The organism is Cupriavidus sp. SK-4 (assembly GCF_000611125.1).
In the GTDB taxonomy this organism is placed as follows: Bacteria; Pseudomonadota; Gammaproteobacteria; order Burkholderiales; family Burkholderiaceae; genus Cupriavidus; species Cupriavidus necator.
On the sequence record NZ_JFJW01000138.1, the window covers coordinates 15699 to 33281 of the forward strand.

The window sequence follows — 17583 nt, forward strand, 5'->3', positions numbered from 1 at the left end:
ACCGCAATCGGCAGGCATCGGCTTAGTCGACGATGACGGCCTTCTCGATCACCACGTCTTCCAGCGGCACGTCCTGGTGGAAGCCCGAGCTGCCGGTGCGCACGGCCTTGATCTGGTCGACCACGTCGGTGCCTTCGACCACCTTGCCGAACACGGCATAGCCGAAGCCCTGCGGCGTGGGCGAGGAGAAGTTCAGGAAGTCGTTGTCGACCACGTTGATGAAGAACTGCGCGGTGGCCGAGTGCGGGGCGTTGGTGCGCGCCATGGCCACGGTGTAGCGGTCGTTTTTCAGGCCGTTGCCGGCTTCGTTCTCGATCGGGGCGTCGGTGCCCTTTTGCTTCATGCCGGGCTCGAAGCCGCCGCCCTGAACCATGAAGTTCTTGATCACGCGGTGGAAGATGGTGTTGTCGTAGTGGCCCTTGCGCACGTACGACAGGAAGTTCTCGACCGACTTCGGGGCCTTTTCGGCGTCGAGTTCAATGGTGATGACACCCTGGTTGGTGTGGAGCTGGACCTTGGACATGGGATTTCCTCTGTTCGGTAATGTTATTTGACGACGGTGGCCGACTCGATCACGATCGGCGCGGCCGGCACATTGCGCATGGGGCCGTAGGCCGTGGTCGGCACGCTCTTGATCTTGTCGATCGTCTCCATGCCTTCCACCACCTTGCCGAAGACTGCGTAGCCGTTGCCGTCCGGCTGCGGGTAGTCGAGATTCGGATTATCCACCACATTGACGAAGAACTGCGCGGTGGCCGAGTTGGGGTCGCTGGTGCGTGCCATGGCCACCGTGCCGGCCTTGTTCTTCAGGCCGCCGCGGGCTTCCAGCGGGATCGGCGCACGGGTGGGCTTTTCCTTCATGTCGCGGTCAAAGCCGCCGCCCTGCAACATGAAGCCATTGATCACGCGATGGAAGATGGTGCCACTGTAGAAGCCGCTCTTCACATATTCCAGGAAGTTCGCGACGGTCTTGGGCGCGGCCTCGGGGTAGAGCTCGACGGTGAACTTGCCGGCACTGGTGACGAACTGGACGCGCTCGGCGGCCTTTTGCTGCGCCATTGCGCTGAACGAGGACAGTGCCAGGGCGCCTGCGGCCAGGCCGGCCAGGACGATGCGACGGGAACGGATCATGAAGGAACTCCGGTAAGTCTGGATGCATATGGTCCGAGCGCGCCGCGCCCGGACCTTGGGATCGGTGGCCGTCAGTTGGCGGCAGGTGCGCTGGCAGGTGCCTGGCGCTGCGTTGGCGTCGCCTTGCGGCCAGTGCCGGCGGGCGCCGCCGGCGACGCGGCATCAGGGTTCAGCTGGCGCAGGCCGGTGCTGGCGCGGGCATCGCCCGGATTGCGGCGCAGCGCTTCGCTGTAGGCCTGCTCGGCCAGGCGGCGGTAGACGTCGCCCAGGTTGGTGTAGCCAATGGCAAAGCCCGGCTTGACTTCGGTGGCCAGCAGCAACTCGGCCTCGGCGCGCTTCAGGTCGCCGCGCTTGGCGTAGAGCAGCGCCAGGTTGTTGTGCGGCTCGGGCAGTTCCGGGAAGTCCTGCGCCATTTCGGCAAAGGCCTGGATGGCGGCGTCCTCGCGGCCGGACTGGGCCAGGGCCCAGGCGCGCTGGAAGCGTGCCTGGGCATTGCGCGGGTTGGCGGCCAGCACGCGGTCGAAGGCCTTGATGGCTTCGTCGTAGCGGCGCGCGTTGGCGGCCTGCTGGGCCTCGCTCATGCCAGGGTCGGTCGACTGGATGCCACCGACCGGCGCCGTCGGCGCGGCCAGCGACAGCGGGCCGTTCTGCGCGTAGGCAGGGGCTGCCAGCGCGGCGGCCAGGGCCAGCAGGGGCAGTACGGCGCGATGGCCGCGTCGGCGCGCGGGGGCGGCGAACATGGCAGAAGACGGGGAGGGCAGCGGCAGGCTCATTGAGGACAGGTCCGTTATACTCCGCGGCATTCTAGCAAAGCGGCAAGTCCGGCACGAAGGGCGATGCCATCGGGGCCGCGGGCGCGGCACTCGCGCGGCCCGGCAGCGCCGTGCCGGAGGCAACCAGCGCACCGCCTTCCGGTAAGATATGGGGCGCGACGGAATTGCGCCAGTGGCCGCGTTGCCGCCGGCGGCCTGCCAGGCCCCGGGGCAACCGGCGCCACGGCCCGCGCTGCCTGCTGTGCGAACCCCGGCAGTCTCCTCTCACCACTCACTTCGTTTCATGCAGCTTCTGAACATCTACAACACGCTCGCGCGTGAGAAACAGCCATTCGTGCCAATCGAACCCGGCAAGGTCCGCATGTATGTGTGCGGCATGACGGTGTACGACTATTGCCACGTTGGCCACGCTCGCGTGATGGTGGTGTTCGACATGGTGCACCGCTGGCTGCGTGCCGCCGGCTACGAGGTGACGTATGTGCAGAACATCACCGACATCGACGACAAGATCATCCGCCGCGCGGCCGAGAACGGCGAGACCATCGGCGAGCTGACCACGCGCTTCATCCAGTACATGCATGAGGATGCCGCCGGGCTGGGCGTGATCCGCCCCGACCACGAACCGCGCGCCACCGACTACGTGCCGCAGATGCTCGACATGATCGGCAAGCTGGAAGCCAAGGGCCTGGCCTACCAGGCCAGCGACGGCGACGTGAACTATTCGGTGCGCAAGTTCGACGGCTACGGCAAGCTCTCGGGCAAGTCGCTGGAAGACCTGCGTGCCGGCGAGCGTGTCAGCGCCAACGACGCCAAGCAGGACCCGCTCGACTTCGTGCTGTGGAAGTCCGCCAAGGCCAGCGAGCCGCCCGAGAGCAAGTGGGACTCGAAGTGGGGCGCCGGCCGCCCGGGCTGGCACATTGAATGCTCCGCCATGAGCTGCACGCTGCTGGGCGAGCATTTCGACATCCATGGCGGCGGGGCTGACCTGCAGTTCCCGCACCACGAGAACGAGATTGCGCAGTCTGAAGGCGCCAGCGGCAAGCCCTTCGTCAACATGTGGATGCACAACGGATTCGTGCGCATCAACGACGAAAAAATGTCCAAGTCGCTTGGCAATTTCTTCACTATCCGCGAGGTCCTGAAGTCGTACGACGCCGAGGTCGTGCGTTTCTTCATCCTGCGCGCGCACTACCGCAGCCCGCTGAACTACAGCGACGCGCACCTGGACGATGCGCGCCACGCCCTGACACGCCTGTACACGGCGCTCAAGGACAACCAGCCGGGCGGCTGCGCGGTGGACTGGGACGAGCCGCACGCCAGGCGCTTTGCCGAGGCCATGGGCGACGACTTCAACACGCCGATCGCGATGTCGGTGCTGTTCGACCTGGCCAGCGAGATCAACCGCACCGGTTCGACCGCGGCTGCGCGCCAGCTCAAGGCGCTGGCGGGCACGCTGGGCCTGCTCGAGCGCGATCCGCATACCTTCCTGCAAGGCGGCAGGTCCGACGACGGCATCTCGCCGGAACAAATCGAGACCCTGATCGCCGCGCGCAAGACCGCCAAGGTGGAGCGCAACTTTGCCGAAGCGGACCGCATCCGCGCGCAACTGCTGGAAGCGGGCATCGTGCTGGAAGACAAGGCGGGCGGTGCCACCGAGTGGAGGCGTGCTTGAACGCTGCCGCGCGCAAGCCCGCCACCGCCACGCCGCCGGACACGCCTCCCGCCACGAGGGGCCGGCTGAAGGCGGCCGGTCCGCGCCCGGGCAAGGCTGGCGCCAAAGAGGCGCCGCTGCCTGATGGCAAGGACACGGCCAGGGGCGCACGCAACGCCAAGGCCGTGCTGCCAGAGGCGGATGCGGTGCCGCTGCCGGTCGAAACCGTCATCGACGCGGTGCGCCCCGCCTACTGGGACGAGGCCTGCGCCGACCTGATGAAGCGCGACCGCATCCTGCGCAAGATGATCCCCACCTACGGGCCCGCGCACCTCGTGTCGCGCGGCGATCCGTTCGTCACGCTGGCGCGCGCGGTGGTGGGGCAGCAGATTTCGGTCAAGGCTGCGCAGTCGGTGTGGGAGCGGCTGCATGCGCTCTGTCCCAAGCTGACCCCGGCACAGTTCCTGCGCGCCGGTCCCGAGAAGCTGGCAGGCTGCGGCCTGTCCAAGCGCAAGGGGGAATACCTGGTCGACCTGGCCGACCACTTCAAGGCGGGCATGGTGCATGTCGCCGAATGGGCGCAGATGGACGACGAAGCGGTGATCGCGGAGCTGATACAGATTCGCGGCATCGGCCGCTGGACCGCCGAGATGTTCCTGATGTTCAACCTGATGCGGCCCAACGTGCTGCCGCTGGACGATATCGGCCTGATCAACGCGATCTCCGCCAACTATTTCAGCGGCGAACCCGTCACCCGCAGCGAGGCGCGCGAAGTCGCGGCCAACTGGGAGCCGTGGCGAACCGTGGCCACGTGGTATATGTGGCGCAGTCTCGACCCGCTGCCAGTGACGTATTAGGCATCGCAGCAAGAAAATTTAGTGGCAGGTGCAGTCCGGGCTATCTGGCAGGCGCTAAGATAGCGACCAAATTCCGGTAGAATGCGCCCCTTCACAGACAGGTACGTGTGATTTTATGAAAACCACCTTCCTGGATTTTGAGCAGCCCATTGCCGAACTCGAGGCAAAGATCGAAGAACTGCGCTTTGTGCAGGACGATTCGGCTGTTGATATTTCCGAAGAGATTTCGCGGCTGGCCGGCAAGAGCCAGCAGCTGACCAAAGACATCTACGCCAACCTGACCCCGTGGCAGGTTGCGCAAATCGCCCGCCACCCCCAGCGTCCCTATACGCTGGACTACGTGCGCGAGATCTTTACCGATTTCCACGAGCTGCACGGCGACCGCACCTTTGCCGACGATCTTTCGATCATCGGCGGCCTGGCGCGCTTCAATGGCCAGGCATGCATGGTCATCGGCCACCAGAAGGGCCGTGACACGAAAGAGCGCGCCCTGCGCAATTTCGGCATGCCCAAGCCCGAGGGCTACCGCAAGGCCAAGCGCCTGATGGAGCTGGCGGACAAATTCGGCCTGCCGATCTTCACCTTCGTCGACACCCCGGGCGCATTCCCCGGCATCGACGCCGAGGAGCGCGGCCAGTCCGAGGCCATCGGCCACAACCTGTACGTGATGGCCGGCCTGAAGGTGCCCCTGATCGCCACCATCATCGGTGAAGGCGGCTCGGGCGGCGCGCTGGCGATTGCCGTGGGCGACGTGGTGCAGATGCTGCAGTTCGCCACCTACGCGGTGATTTCGCCGGAAGGCTGTGCCTCGATCCTGTGGAAGACCGCCGAGAAGGCACCGGAAGCGGCCGAGGCGCTGGGCCTGACCGCGCACCGCCTGAAGGCGCTGGGCCTGATCGACAAGATCGTGAGCGAGCCGCTGGGCGGCGCGCACCGTGACTACAAGGGCATGGCGGCGATGCTCAAGCGCTCGCTGGCCGAGTCGCTGCGCCAGTTCCAGGGCATGAGCGTGAAGGAGCTGCAGGCCCGCCGCTACGAGCGCCTGCTCGCCTATGGCAAGTTCAAGGAAACCGGCACCCAGGACTGACCCGTCCGCCCGGCTGACCGACAAGGTCGCACAGGCCCTCCAGGCCGGTGCGGCCTTTGTTGTTTCTGGCGGCGGCGCGGGCGCGGCGACGATCGCGGTGGCCCTGTCGGGCGGGCGCGATTCGGTCGCGCTGCTGCATGCCGCCCGTGCTGCCGCGGCGGAGTGGGGCGTTGGCGCGCGCGTGGTGGCGCTGCATGTCCACCACGGCCTGCAGGCGGATGCCGACGACTGGGACCGCTTCTGCGCCGCGCTGTGCGCGCAGTGGCAGGTCGGCTATTTCGTGCGGCGGGTGTCGGTGCAGCCCGAAGCGGGCGAGGGCGTGGAAGCGGCCGCGCGCCGCGCGCGCTACGCCGCGCTGGCGGCGATGTGCGCCGACAGCGGCGCGCGCCTGCTGCTGTTTGCCCACCACCAGGACGACCAGGTCGAGACCGTGCTGCTGCGGCTGTTCCGCGGCGCCGGCGTGGCCGGCATGGCTGGCATGCCGGCGCTGCGCCCGCTGGACGAGCGCAGCGGCGTGACGCTGCTGCGCCCCTGGCTGGACGTGGCCCGCGCCGAGATCGAGGCCTACTGCGCGGCCAACGCGCTGCAATGGGTCGACGACCCGTCCAATACCGATGAACGCTATGCGCGCAATGCCTTGCGCGCGCACCTGCCGGCGCTGGTGGCGGCCTTTCCGGCGTTGTCGGCCAATGTGGTGCAGGCGGCAGCGCATTTCGCCCAGGCCGGCGCACTGATCGACGAACTGGCAGCCGCCTCGCTGGCAGCGCTGGCACGACCCGGCCGCGATGCCGACACGCTTTCCGAACTCGACCTGGCTGGGCTGCGCGCCTTGCCCGTGGCACATGCCGATGCCGTGCTGCGCTTCTGGCTGCGCGACCTCGGTGTGCGCGCGCCGTCCACCGCCCGGCTGGCGGCGATGCGCGAGCAACTGGTCACCCACGCTGGCGGCGAGCCCGCAATCGCGCATGAGGGGCTGGTCCTGCGCCGCTTCCGCGACCGCGTGCTGGCCTGCACGGCGCCACCGATCGCTGTGCCGGCACCCGTGATGCTGGACTGGCGCGGCGAGGCCCGTATTGTCGTGCCCGCCTGGCGCGGCGAACTCCATTTCTTCCGCGATGACACCTTCGGCGTGCCCGAAGCGGTGCTGCGCCAGCCCTTGCGCCTGGCCGCCCGCAGCGGCGGCGAGCGTATCGTGCTGCGCCCGGGCGGCCCGGCCCGGGCCCTGAAGCAAGCCTGCCAGGAAGCCGGCATCCCGGCCTGGCGCCGCGCCTGGCTGCCGCTGCTGTGGTCTGGCGATACGCTGGTGCTGGCCGCCGGCCTGGGCATGCACCGCCGCTGGCCGGACGCCCCGGCGGCGCCGCGCTGGCGCGTCGAATGGCATGAGCGGGCGCCGGCAGTGGCGATGCCGCCGCACTGAAGCCCCCGGATTGCCGCCGGAATCACTTCCGATCTGCAGCCCGAACCCCGCTCCCGCCTTGCCTGACGGGGCTTGTTCGTGTATTTTCAAGGGCTTTGCACAATCGCTGGCGTCGACAAGAAGATGGCTCTCATCGTTCACAAATACGGCGGCACTTCGATGGGTTCCTCGGAACGCATCAAGAATGTCGCCAAGCGCGTGGCCAAGTGGCACCGCGCCGGTCACCGCGTAGTCGTGGTGCCTTCGGCCATGTCGGGCGAGACCAATCGCCTGCTGGGACTCGCCAAGGAAATTTCGCCGCAGCCCAATCCGCGTGAACTGGACATGCTCGCCTCGACCGGCGAACAGGCCAGCGTGGCACTGCTGGCCATCGCGCTGCACGGCGAAGACATCGACGCGGTCAGCTACACCGGCTGGCAAGTGCCGGTGAAGACCGACTCGGCCTATACCAAGGCCCGTATCGAATCGATCGACGACGAGCGCATCCTGGCCGACCTCGACGCCGGCCGCGTGGTCGTGATCACCGGCTTCCAGGGCATCGACGACGACGGCAACATCACCACGCTGGGCCGTGGCGGCTCGGACACCTCGGCCGTGGCCATCGCCGCCGCCATCGAGGCCGACGAGTGCCTGATCTACACCGACGTGGACGGCGTGTACACCACCGACCCGCGCGTGGTCGAAGACGCCCGCCGCCTGGACCAGATCACCTTCGAAGAAATGCTGGAAATGGCCAGCCTCGGCTCCAAGGTGCTGCAGATCCGCTCCGTGGAGTTCGCCGGCAAGTACCGCGTGAAGACCCGCGTGCTGTCGTCGCTGACCGACCCGCTTATGCCGCTCGAGCAGGAAATGCACTCGGGCACGCTGATCACTTTTGAGGAAGACTCCACCATGGAAGCAGCCGTCATCTCCGGCATCGCCTTTGCCCGTGACGAAGCCAAGATCACCGTTCTGGCCGTGCCGGACAAGCCGGGCATCGCCTACCAGATCCTGGGCCCGGTCGCCGACGCCAACATCGACGTCGACATGATCATCCAGAACCAGTCCGTCGACGGCAAGACCGACTTCACCTTCACTGTGCCGCGCGGCGACTACCAGCGCGCGCTGGCCATCCTGAACGACGGCGTGAAGTCGCATATCGGCGCCGGCAGCGTGTCGGGCGACCCGAAGGTGTCGAAGGTGTCGGTGGTGGGCGTGGGCATGCGCTCGCACGTGGGCATCGCCAGCAAGATGTTCCGCACCCTGTCGGAAGAGGGCATCAACATCCAGATGATCTCCACCTCGGAAATCAAGATCTCCGTGCTGATCGACGAGAAGTACATGGAACTGGCCGTGCGCGCGCTGCACAAGGCCTTTGAACTGGAACAGGCGTGATCCGTTCGTGAACACTTCTGGCGGGGTTGCGGTTTTTGTGTTGAGTGATCGATTTTTCGTTGACCAACACGTGCGGCGCCGCTAGAATACGCGCTTCGTTGTGTGGCTCCCTCACACAACGCAAGTTTGGGAGACGTGGCCGAGAGGTCGAAGGCACTCCCCTGCTAAGGGAGCATCCGGGCCAAAACCTGGATCGAGGGTTCGAATCCCTCCGTCTCCGCCAGTAATCCAAGCCCAGCAAGGGTTTGCAGGCGGCACCCGGGAAATTCCTACAGAATTTCCCACAAAAACGGTCCCTCGAGGGGGACCGTTTTCCTTTTCTGCGGCGGCTTTGTGGTCCTTCATCTCAAGCCGGCGCCCCAACGTGCGGCCCGTGGTGAGCACGCGGGCGGGGCACAGCATACTGCCAGTTCAGCTGCAGCCGACAGGCCATAGCTTCGCATCTACCCGCGCACGGCGTACGGCCACGTAGTGCGACCGCAAGCTCGCGCCCAGCCGCACGGCGCTGCACCCGCCCGAGGCCGAAGCCGCCCCCCGGGGGTGGCCCGATCCACTGCAAATTTTCTCTATGGGATGGGTCGATTAATTTCCACCCGGATGCACCCCGACGAATACGTCGCTTGAGACGGCCATCGACGCGGTGGCGCTCTTCGCTGTGAACGAGCTTGAAAAAAGGTTCATCGCCGATCTGCGGGGTGACTGAGGGGCGCAGATCTCGGTCGTCCGTGGCTCCAGGAAGCTGTGCCCGAAGTTTATGAGAGCGCCTCCTCGGCCTCCGACTGAAGGTGAGCGTCAAGGTGCACAGCTGTGTCTGCATACGCACAGACGCTAGCCGCTTGCGCCGCAAACTACTCGGGTTCACCCGTATCCAACCCGCTGGGAGGCACAGATGAAACAGGTATCACTGACCATTCCTGAAATTGGATTGATCGCCGGAACACGGGCGGCAGGCGCTGCGGGCCTCGCGCTGTTGCTCAGCAACCAATTGAATCCGGAACAGCGCCGCGCCATAGGCTGGACGCTGCTCGCCGTAGGGGTCATCTCCACAGTGCCGCTAGTCGCGCAAGTGTTTGGAAAACTTCAGGCATACAAGAGCCCCGACGAGAGGTGAAGTAATGGTGCAAGGGCCAATATACTGGTCGGCTTCAGCGGCGTGCTCCATGCGTTGCCCTTTCTCTGCGGTGCACACGTTGTGCGCAGTCATGCTGCGATGACCGGTTTCCGAAAGATGGACGGGCCCGACGACCGACCGGTCCTGGCCGCTGGCCGAACTCTGCCGTCGGACCACGAGCCCTCCCCGGAATTCGGCGATGAACCTGAAAAAAGGGGCGTCCCCGCTACCCGTTGGCCGTTATCTTCAGGGACGAGACTGGAGGCTCAGTCGACGGCTCTACTCGGGCAGCTCGCCGCCCTTCGGGGTCTCGTTGATTTGCTGCCGGCTCGGGAACGTCCGGCTGTTCGGTGTCGTTTTGTCCGGGTTCTTGTCCGATGGGAAATGGCGGCGCACGTACTCCACGACTTCCGTCTTGCTGTAGCCCAGCTTCTTGAGTGCCTTCCCCAGCCGGTGCAGCTTGCGGAGTTGCTCGTCCTCGAGCGGTGGTAGCGGTGTATTGCTCATACGCTTTGCGCATCCCCTCGATGGTGTCGTCTTCCGCCAGATGATAACGCCTACGGTAAGCACAAGGTCGCCGTCACCCCGCCTGCGCCCGCCGTCCTGTGTCTGACTGGCGAGCATCGCTGCCTGCCGCTGCCGTCCGCTCGTCGCTGACCCTGCCTGACCTGCCGCCGCAGGACTGCACTACCATCTGCCTATTCACCGCCATGCCGCCATCGGGCGCCCAGCGCGACGCCGAGCGGAGCCCGTATCCCGGCACCCACCAGAAGAGGCCGTCATGACTGAGCCTGTGGAATCCGATCCGCGCGAACTGAGCGATGCCGAGTTGCTGCGCCGGCCGCGCTTCTGGCGCGGCGAAGGCAAGGGCGCCGTGAGCGCCGGTGCGCTGGTCAGCGGCTATGAGGCCGAGTTGAAGCGGCGCGAGCAGGAACGGCAAGCGAGGGCGGTTTTGAGGCGCGATGCTTGAATGACGCTTCAGAGGCTCACGAACTGGCACGCCCTGACCAGCGCGCCCTGCCTGGCTTTCCGCCTGCGAAACCAACAATCCTGGGGTTCACGTCTTAAACGGTCGGGATACAGCGCGTCGACACTTTGGCCGCCAACCCCGCTCGGCAAGTAAAGATGCGGTTAAAATTCGCTCCCGACTAGCGCAGTTATCCGCTCGGCCGACCTACTGGTCGAATGTGGTCGCTAGGGCTGCAACGTCAGAGGAGGTGCGGCGCGCTTGCAGCCCAAGCCTGCCCATGGCGCAGGTGGCCGCAGCAGATAATTTTCCCGGGCGAGGTACTTGCCCGACGCATACGCCATGGGAGCACGTACTTGAACGCCGTTGAGATAGAACAGGCCATCACCGACCTTGCGGAGCAGTCGTTCGACGGTAAAAACTTCTCGTATGCTTTCCTTGAAGCCTTCGGCAACAAGGCGACGACGATCCAGCGCTTGCGCACCGGCGCGACGAACAAATCCGACCTCGGCGGCGTCCTCCAGACCAACAATATCCATATCGCTACTTGCGATAGCGGGCAAGTCACGAACACCCTCAAGTCTCTGAAAGACAGCCCGGCAACCGCCCGGGCAAAGGCGAAGTTCATCCTTGCCACGGACGGCGCGGACTTTGAGGCCGAGGACTTGACGAGCGGCGAGACCGTTGCTTGCACCTACAAAGACTTTCCTGACCATTTCGGTTTCTTCCTGCCGCTGGCGGGCATCTCCACCGTCCGGCAGATCAGTGAGAACGCCTTCGACATCCGGGCGACCAGCCGACTTAATCGCCTCTACGTCGAACTGTTGAAGGACAACCCCGAATGGGGCACGGCCGAGCGCCGCCACGACATGAACCACTTCATGGCGCGGCTCATCTTCTGCTTCTTCGCCGAAGACACGGACATCTTCATTGGCAAGGGCAAGTTCACAGAAACCGTCGCGCAAATGAGCGCGAAGGATTCGTCCAACACGCATGACGTGATCGGCACGCTGTTCCTCGCCATGAACACCAAGCGGGATGAGCGGGCAGCGGCCAGGACTCCTCGCTGGGCGGATGACTTCCCCTACGTCAACGGCGGCCTGTTCTCCGGCAACATGGACGTGCCGAAGTTCAGCAAGATCGCCCGTTCCTATCTGCTGCATGTCGGCGGCCTTGACTGGACCAAGATCAACCCCGACATCTTCGGGTCGATGATCCAGGCCGTCGCCGATGATGAGGAACGCGGCGAGCTGGGGATGCACTACACCAGTGTCCCCAACATTCTCAAGGTGCTGAATCCCCTGTTCCTTGACGACCTGCGCGCGCGGCTGGAGGAGGCGGGCGCCAACTCACGCACCTTGCTTAACTTGCGCAAGCGCATGTCGAAGATCAGGGTCTTTGACCCTGCCTGCGGCTCCGGCAACTTCCTTGTCATCGCCTACAAGGAAATGCGGGCAATAGAGGCGGAGATCAATAAGCGACGTGGCGAGCCGGATCGAAACTCGGAAATCCCGCTCACCAATTTTCGAGGCATCGAACTACGCGACTTTCCGGCGGAGATCGCTCGCCTCGCGCTGGTCATCGCCGAGTACCAGTGCGATGTGCTCTACCGTGGGCAGAAGCTGGCTTTGGCCGAGTTCCTGCCTCTGCGTGACGAAAACTGGATCACCTGCGGGAACGCGCTACGGCTCGACTGGTTGAGCCTCTGGCCGGTGACGGGAACCGGCGTCAAGTTCCAAGCGGATGACCTGTTTAGCACTCCGCTGGACCAAGCACAAATCGATTTCGAGCACGAAGGCGGCGAGACCTATATCTGTGGCAATCCGCCTTATCTTGGCTCACGCGATCAGAAGGATGAGCAAAAGGCGGATTTGGCGATTCTCTTCGATGGGCGAATCCAGAATTGGAAGTCACTTGACTATGTTGCCGGCTGGTTCATCAAGGCCGCCGACTATGGCATCAAAACGCAGTCCACCGCCGCCTTCGTTTCCACAAACTCCATTTGCCAAGGTCTGCAAGTTCCAATCTTGTGGCCCGAAATCTTTGCCGGAGGCTTTCAGATCGAGTTCGCCCACACATCCTTTCGGTGGGCCAACCTTGCAAGCCACAACGCAGGTGTGACCGTAGCCATTATTGGCATTACGACGCAGCCACACAGTCCGAGGCGCTTGTTCTCCTTGGACGATGCCGGACAAACCATCGAGCGCCAATGCGCGCATATCAATGCATATCTTGCGCCAGGCGAGAGTGCAATTGTGAACAAGGCTAGCCAGCCTTTGTGGGCGCAGAGTGAGATGACCTTTGGAAACACGCCAATAGATGGCGGCCATTTGCTGCTCTCGCGAGACACACTTGACACGCTGCAACTCACACCTGCGCAGCAAGACCGCTTTGTCCGTCGGATTTACGGCTCGGCTGAGTTCATTCGCGGTCTAGAGCGTTACTGTCTTTGGATTGAGGATCAGCACTTGGCTGAAGCAGGGGACATTTCCTCCATCGCTCAACGTCTTCGTAATGTGCGCAGTTTGCGACTCAACGGTGGGAAGACAGCGAGGGACATTGCTGAAAGGCCGCACCAATTTCAACGGATGTACTTTGGCAGGGTTTCAACGCTCATCGTTCCGAGCGTCTCATCGGAAAGCCGCGAGTATCTTCCTGTCGGGCTCATTGACAGCCGTTCTGTAGTCAGCAATCTCGCGTTTGCGCTTTACGATGCGCCCTTATGGAACATGGCGCTGATTGCGTCTCGCCTACATCTCGTCTGGATCGGAACCGTATGCGGCAAGATGAAGACGGACTACCGCTACTCCAACACCCTTGGCTGGAACACCTTCCCCCTGCCGACGTTGACGGAGAAAAATAAGGCCGACCTCACCCGCTGCGCCGAGGACATTCTGCTGGTGCGCGAGCATCACTTCCCAGCGACCATCGCCGATTTGTATGATCCCGCCAACATGCCGGATGACTTGCGGGCAGCTCACGAACGCAATGACGAAGTGCTGGAGCGCATCTACATCGGTCGCCGCTTCAAGAACGACACGGAGCGGCTGGAAAAACTGTTCGCCCTCTACACAAAGATGAGCGCTACGGCCGCACCGGCTAAGGCCAAGAACCGCAGAGCGGGAGCAAGTGCATGAGTGGCTATGTGTTGTTCCAGATGTGGGAGCCGTTTCGACAGTCGCTAATGAAGGGGCATTTGTTCTACATCGAGCAAGCTCGGAAACGCTTGCTTTCGCAGTTCGACGATATTGAGGCTGAAGCAGATCGGGCAGCCGATGAATGGTTAGAACAAAGGAGCCAGTACTTTGACCCGGATCGACATGATCCCGCCGATCTCTATGAATCGGCAAATGAGGCCGGAATTGAGTTCTACGGCCTCTTGAGCGATATGCACGAGCAAACGCGATTGAGCGTAGTCGCCGGGATGTTCCACGAGTGGGATAAGCAACTGCGTGATTGGCTGGCACATGAGATTCGGCATTGGCATGCTGGCGATAACACCAGGTCGAAAGTTTGGTCCGTTGACTTTGGTCAGATCGCAGACTTGTTGGAAAGTCTCGGCTGGAATGTCCGCAGCAAAGACTACTTCCGTATGCTTGATATGTGCCGCCTGGCCGTCAACGTCTATAAGCACGGCGATGGGAAATCCTTAGACGAGTTGAAGAACAATTATCCGGAATATCTTGGTGATCCATTGGCAGGCTCTGGCGGCTTCTCGGACCCGAAATATAGGAACCACACGCACCTCAAAGTGAATGATGAGCAGTTTCAGGCGTTCTCGGATGCGATTTTGGCTTTCTGGCGGGACGTTCCAGAGAACGTTCTCGACAGCGAGGTGGACAACGTGCCGCAGTGGTTTGAGAACGCCATCCTCAAGGACCGCGCCAACTCGCAAAAGACGAGCAAGACATGACCAATCGAGCCGACAAGTCCGTCCCCTCCGTATCTGTCACCTATGCCCGCAACGGCGCATCTACCAAAGCAAATGCTCTTGGGATGCGTCCGATGCAGGAGCGCGTCTACGAAAAGCGCGGGGAGCAATATCTGCTCATTAAGTCGCCGCCGGCGTCGGGAAAGAGCCGCGCGCTGATGTTCGTCGCTCTCGATAAGCTCCAGAACCAAAGTTTGAAGCAAGTCATCATTGTGGTGCCGGAGAAATCCATCGGTGCCAGCTTCAACGATGAGGCGTTGTCGAAGTTCGGCTTTTGGGCCGACTGGCACGTTGAGCCGAAATGGAACCTCTGCAACGCACCCGGCAATGACAACGGTGGCAAGGTGAAGTCGGTCGGTGTTTTCCTTGAGAGCACCGACAAGGTGCTGGTCTGCACCCACGCGACGTTCCGCTTCGCGGTCGATGCGTATGGCGTGGAGAAGTTCGACGACCGGCTGATCGCCGTCGATGAGTTCCACCACGTTTCCGCCAACCCCGACAACAAGCTCGGCCTGCATCTCGGGCAGTTCATCGAACGGAGTCGCGTTCACGTCGTCGCTATGACCGGCTCCTATTTCCGGGGCGACGCCGAGGCCGTGCTTGCTCCGCAGGACGAATCCAAGTTTGATGCTGTCACCTACACGTACTACGAGCAGCTCAACGGCTACGAGTACCTGAAGCAGCTCGACATCGGTTACTTCTTCTACAGCGGGCCGTACGTCGATGACATCCTCAATGTCCTCGACCCCGCCGAGAAGACCATCATCCACATCCCCAACGTCAATTCGCGCGAAAGTACGAAAGATAAGATGCGGGAGGTGGAGCACATCATCGAGGCACTGGGCGAGTGGCAGGGCATCGATGCCGTCACGGGTTTCCAGCTTGTCAAGACGACACAAGGCCGCGTGCTGCGCATCGCCGATCTTGTCGATGACGATGCCACGAAGCGCGACCGCGTATCCGCGGCGCTGAAAGATCCGGCGCAGAAGAACAATCGCGACCATGTGGACATCATCATTGCTCTCGGTATGGCAAAAGAGGGCTTCGATTGGATTTGGTGTGAACACGCGCTCACCGTGGGGTATCGCGCCAGCCTGACCGAAATCGTGCAGATCATCGGGCGTGCGACCCGTGACGCGCCCGGCAAAACCCGCGCGCGATTCACGAACCTGATCGCCGAGCCAGACGCTTCCGAGGAAGCCGTCACCGAGGCCGTCAACGACACTCTCAAGGCCATCGCGGCGAGTCTGCTCATGGAGCAGGTTCTCGCCCCACGCTTCGAGTTCAAGCCGAAGAACCCGGATAACGGCCCCGCACCTGGCTTCGACTACGGCGAGGGCGGCTACGACCCGGACAAGTGCAATGTCGGCTTCAACGAGCAGACGGGGCAGTTCCAAATCGAGATCAAGGGTCTTGCCGAACCCAAGAGCAAGGAAGCTGCACGTATTTGTCAGGAAGATTTGAACGAGGTGATCGCCAGCTTCATTCAGGACAAGACCGCCATAGAACGTGGCTTGTTCGACGAGGAGCTGGTGCCCGAGGAGCTTACGCAGGTCCGCATGGGCAAGATCATTAAGGACAAGTACCCCGAGCTTGATGCGGAGGATCAGGAGGCTGTCCGCCAGCACGCTATTGCCGCCCTCAACCTGACTCAGCAGGCCAAGCAGATTGCCACAGGCGGTGAGAGCGTAGAGCCATCGGCTAATACCGCCCTCATTGACGGCGTGCGCCGCTTTGCCATGGACGTGCGCGAGTTGGATATTGATCTCATCGACCGCATCAATCCTTTCGGCGAAGCCTACGCCATCCTCGCAAAGACCATGAGCGAGGAAAGCCTGAAACAGGTTGCTGCGGCTATCTCTGCCAAGCGCACGAGCCTGACGCCGGAGGATGCGCTTGACCTTGCCAGGCGCGCAGCGCAATTCAAGAAGGAGCGCGGACGCGTGCCTGCGCTCGATTCCCAGGATGCATGGGAGCGACGCATGGCCGAAGGAGCATCAGCCTTCATGCGTTTCAAGGCGGAGGGGCGCTATGAGTAATTTCGACCTCGACGATCTCGCCGAAGAGCTTTCCGACTTTGCCGCGCCCGAGAAAAAGGGAGGACGCCCGCCGCGCGAGGAGCGCATAATCGCCGGATTCGAGGAGATTCAGCGGTTCTTCGAGAAGCACAATCGTGCCCCGCAACACGGGGAAGACCGCGACATCTTCGAGCGGGTGTACGCGGTGCGCCTAGATCGCCTGCGCGCGCTCCCGGATTGCCGCGCCCTGCTTGCACCATTGGACCATCAAGGGTTGCTTGCTGGCGCGCCGAGCGTTGCCGCGACCGAGGACGCTATCGACGTGGACGAACTGGCCGCCGAGCTGGCGGGCACGGCCAACGACAATGACATCACTGTCCTCCGTCATGTTCGCACGAGCGCCGAAAAGCGCGCCGCCGAGGAGATCGCGCAGCGGACGCCATGCGAGGACTTTGAGACCTTCAAGCCGCTCTTCGAGCGCGTGCAGCGTGAATTGAAGGAAGGCATCCGCGAAACGCACGCCTTCCACAAGCTGGATGAAATTAAGCTGGCTGAAATTCAGCAAGGCGAGTTCTACATTGTCGGAGGTCAACTGGCCTACGTTGCCGAAGTGGGCGAGGACATCAGGACGAAGTATGAACGCCGTGACAGCCGCCTTCGCGTCGTCTTCGACAACGGCACCGAGAGCGACGTTTTACTACGTTCGTTCCAGCGCGCCCTTTACCGCGACGAGGCTGCGCGGCTCGTCACCAACCCTTCTGCTGGGCCGCTCTTTGACGATGAGGCATCTGACGATGACCAGGAAAGCGGAACGATCTACGTTTTGCGCAGCAAGTCGGACAATCCAATTGTCGCGGCGAATCGCGAGGTGCTGCACAAGATCGGGGTAACGGGCCAGAGCAACGTCGCCTCCCGGTTTGCCAATGCGAGGAACGATTCAACCTTCTTGCTGGCTGACGTGGAGGTGGTGGCCACCTATGACCTCTACAACATCAACCGGGTCAAACTCGAAAACCTGATCCACCGCGTGTTCGACCCGGCGCGCCTTGACATTGAAATCAAGGATCGCTTCGGCAAGCCCGTTATCCCCCGCGAATGGTTCCTTGTGCCCGTTTTCGTGGTCGACGAGGCGGTCGAGCGTATTAAAGATGGGACGATTACGCAGTACGTTTATGAGCCGAAATCGGCGCGGTTGATGAAAAAGTAACTGCGCCGCTTCGCGCCCCGCCATCATCAGATGGTTAGCGGCAGGCAACCTCGTCGGTT

The 17583-nt window shown here is 62.9% G+C and carries 15 protein-coding genes and 1 tRNA gene; 12 read left to right on the plus strand and 4 right to left on the minus strand.

The annotated features are described in order from the left end of the window. Window positions 1-22: 22 nt before the first annotated feature. The 3 genes from CF68_RS27590 to CF68_RS27600 all read right to left on the minus strand — a co-directional run bounded on the left by CF68_RS27590 (window position 23) and on the right by CF68_RS27600 (window position 1904). On the minus strand, window positions 23-523 hold the full coding sequence (locus tag CF68_RS27590) for a peptidylprolyl isomerase (RefSeq protein WP_035825170.1): 501 nt from the start codon (window positions 521-523) through the stop codon (window positions 23-25). 23 nt (window positions 524-546) lie between these two features. Then, window positions 547-1131, minus strand: coding sequence for a peptidylprolyl isomerase (locus tag CF68_RS27595; protein WP_035825172.1), 585 nt, complete (start codon window positions 1129-1131; stop codon window positions 547-549). 71 nt (window positions 1132-1202) lie between these two features. Further along, window positions 1203-1904, minus strand: coding sequence for a tetratricopeptide repeat protein (locus CF68_RS27600; RefSeq protein WP_035825174.1), 702 nt, complete (start codon window positions 1902-1904; stop codon window positions 1203-1205). Window positions 1905-2187: 283 nt separating this feature from the next. On the opposite strand from CF68_RS27600, the gene cysS reads away from it, so the two are divergent. The 7 genes from cysS to CF68_RS27635 all read left to right on the plus strand — a co-directional run bounded on the left by cysS (window position 2188) and on the right by CF68_RS27635 (window position 9401). Continuing rightward, a complete protein-coding gene (cysS, locus tag CF68_RS27605; protein WP_035825177.1) occupies window positions 2188-3576 on the plus strand; it encodes a cysteine--tRNA ligase in 1389 nt (462 codons plus the stop codon). Then, complete coding sequence (locus CF68_RS27610) at window positions 3573-4412, plus strand: DNA-3-methyladenine glycosylase (protein ID WP_035825180.1); 840 nt, start codon at window positions 3573-3575, stop codon at window positions 4410-4412. Before cysS ends, CF68_RS27610 begins: the two co-directional genes overlap by 4 nt. A 115-nt stretch (window positions 4413-4527) precedes the next feature. Further along, the gene (locus tag CF68_RS27615; protein ID WP_035825182.1) at window positions 4528-5499 is read left to right on the plus strand and encodes an acetyl-CoA carboxylase carboxyltransferase subunit alpha; all 972 of its coding nucleotides are present in this window, start codon (window positions 4528-4530) and stop codon (window positions 5497-5499) included. After that, complete coding sequence (tilS, locus tag CF68_RS27620) at window positions 5465-6916, plus strand: tRNA lysidine(34) synthetase TilS (RefSeq protein ID WP_369798915.1); 1452 nt, start codon at window positions 5465-5467, stop codon at window positions 6914-6916. Before CF68_RS27615 ends, tilS begins: the two co-directional genes overlap by 35 nt. A 123-nt stretch (window positions 6917-7039) precedes the next feature. Continuing rightward, window positions 7040-8290 (plus strand): aspartate kinase, encoded by a 1251-nt coding sequence (locus CF68_RS27625; RefSeq protein WP_026201130.1) that lies wholly within the window; start codon window positions 7040-7042, stop codon window positions 8288-8290. Between the two features lie 129 nt (window positions 8291-8419). Next, window positions 8420-8513 (plus strand) — tRNA-Ser (locus tag CF68_RS27630). A gap of 666 nt (window positions 8514-9179) precedes the next feature. After that, window positions 9180-9401, plus strand: coding sequence for a hypothetical protein (locus CF68_RS27635; RefSeq protein WP_035825186.1), 222 nt, complete (start codon window positions 9180-9182; stop codon window positions 9399-9401). A 279-nt stretch (window positions 9402-9680) separates the two neighbouring features. On the opposite strand, the gene CF68_RS27640 is transcribed toward CF68_RS27635, so the two are convergent. Next, complete coding sequence (locus CF68_RS27640; RefSeq protein WP_035825188.1) at window positions 9681-9908, minus strand: hypothetical protein; 228 nt, start codon at window positions 9906-9908, stop codon at window positions 9681-9683. A 274-nt stretch (window positions 9909-10182) separates the two neighbouring features. On the opposite strand from CF68_RS27640, the gene CF68_RS27645 reads away from it, so the two are divergent. From CF68_RS27645 to CF68_RS27665, 5 genes are all read left to right on the plus strand, one after another. After that, a complete protein-coding gene (locus tag CF68_RS27645) occupies window positions 10183-10371 on the plus strand; it encodes a hypothetical protein (protein ID WP_035825191.1) in 189 nt (62 codons plus the stop codon). A 353-nt stretch (window positions 10372-10724) separates the two neighbouring features. Beyond that, window positions 10725-13505: a DNA methyltransferase gene (locus tag CF68_RS27650; RefSeq protein ID WP_035825310.1), complete on the plus strand. Its 2781-nt coding sequence runs from the start codon at window positions 10725-10727 to the stop codon at window positions 13503-13505. Beyond that, the gene (locus tag CF68_RS27655; protein WP_035825193.1) at window positions 13502-14281 is read left to right on the plus strand and encodes a hypothetical protein; all 780 of its coding nucleotides are present in this window, start codon (window positions 13502-13504) and stop codon (window positions 14279-14281) included. Before CF68_RS27650 ends, CF68_RS27655 begins: the two co-directional genes overlap by 4 nt. After that, the gene (locus CF68_RS27660) at window positions 14278-16338 is read left to right on the plus strand and encodes a DEAD/DEAH box helicase (RefSeq protein ID WP_035825195.1); all 2061 of its coding nucleotides are present in this window, start codon (window positions 14278-14280) and stop codon (window positions 16336-16338) included. Before CF68_RS27655 ends, CF68_RS27660 begins: the two co-directional genes overlap by 4 nt. Beyond that, on the plus strand, window positions 16331-17524 hold the full coding sequence (locus CF68_RS27665) for a GIY-YIG nuclease family protein (RefSeq protein ID WP_035825197.1): 1194 nt from the start codon (window positions 16331-16333) through the stop codon (window positions 17522-17524). The genes CF68_RS27660 and CF68_RS27665 overlap by 8 nt, the downstream gene beginning before the upstream one ends. The last annotated feature ends 59 nt before the right edge of the window (window positions 17525-17583 follow it).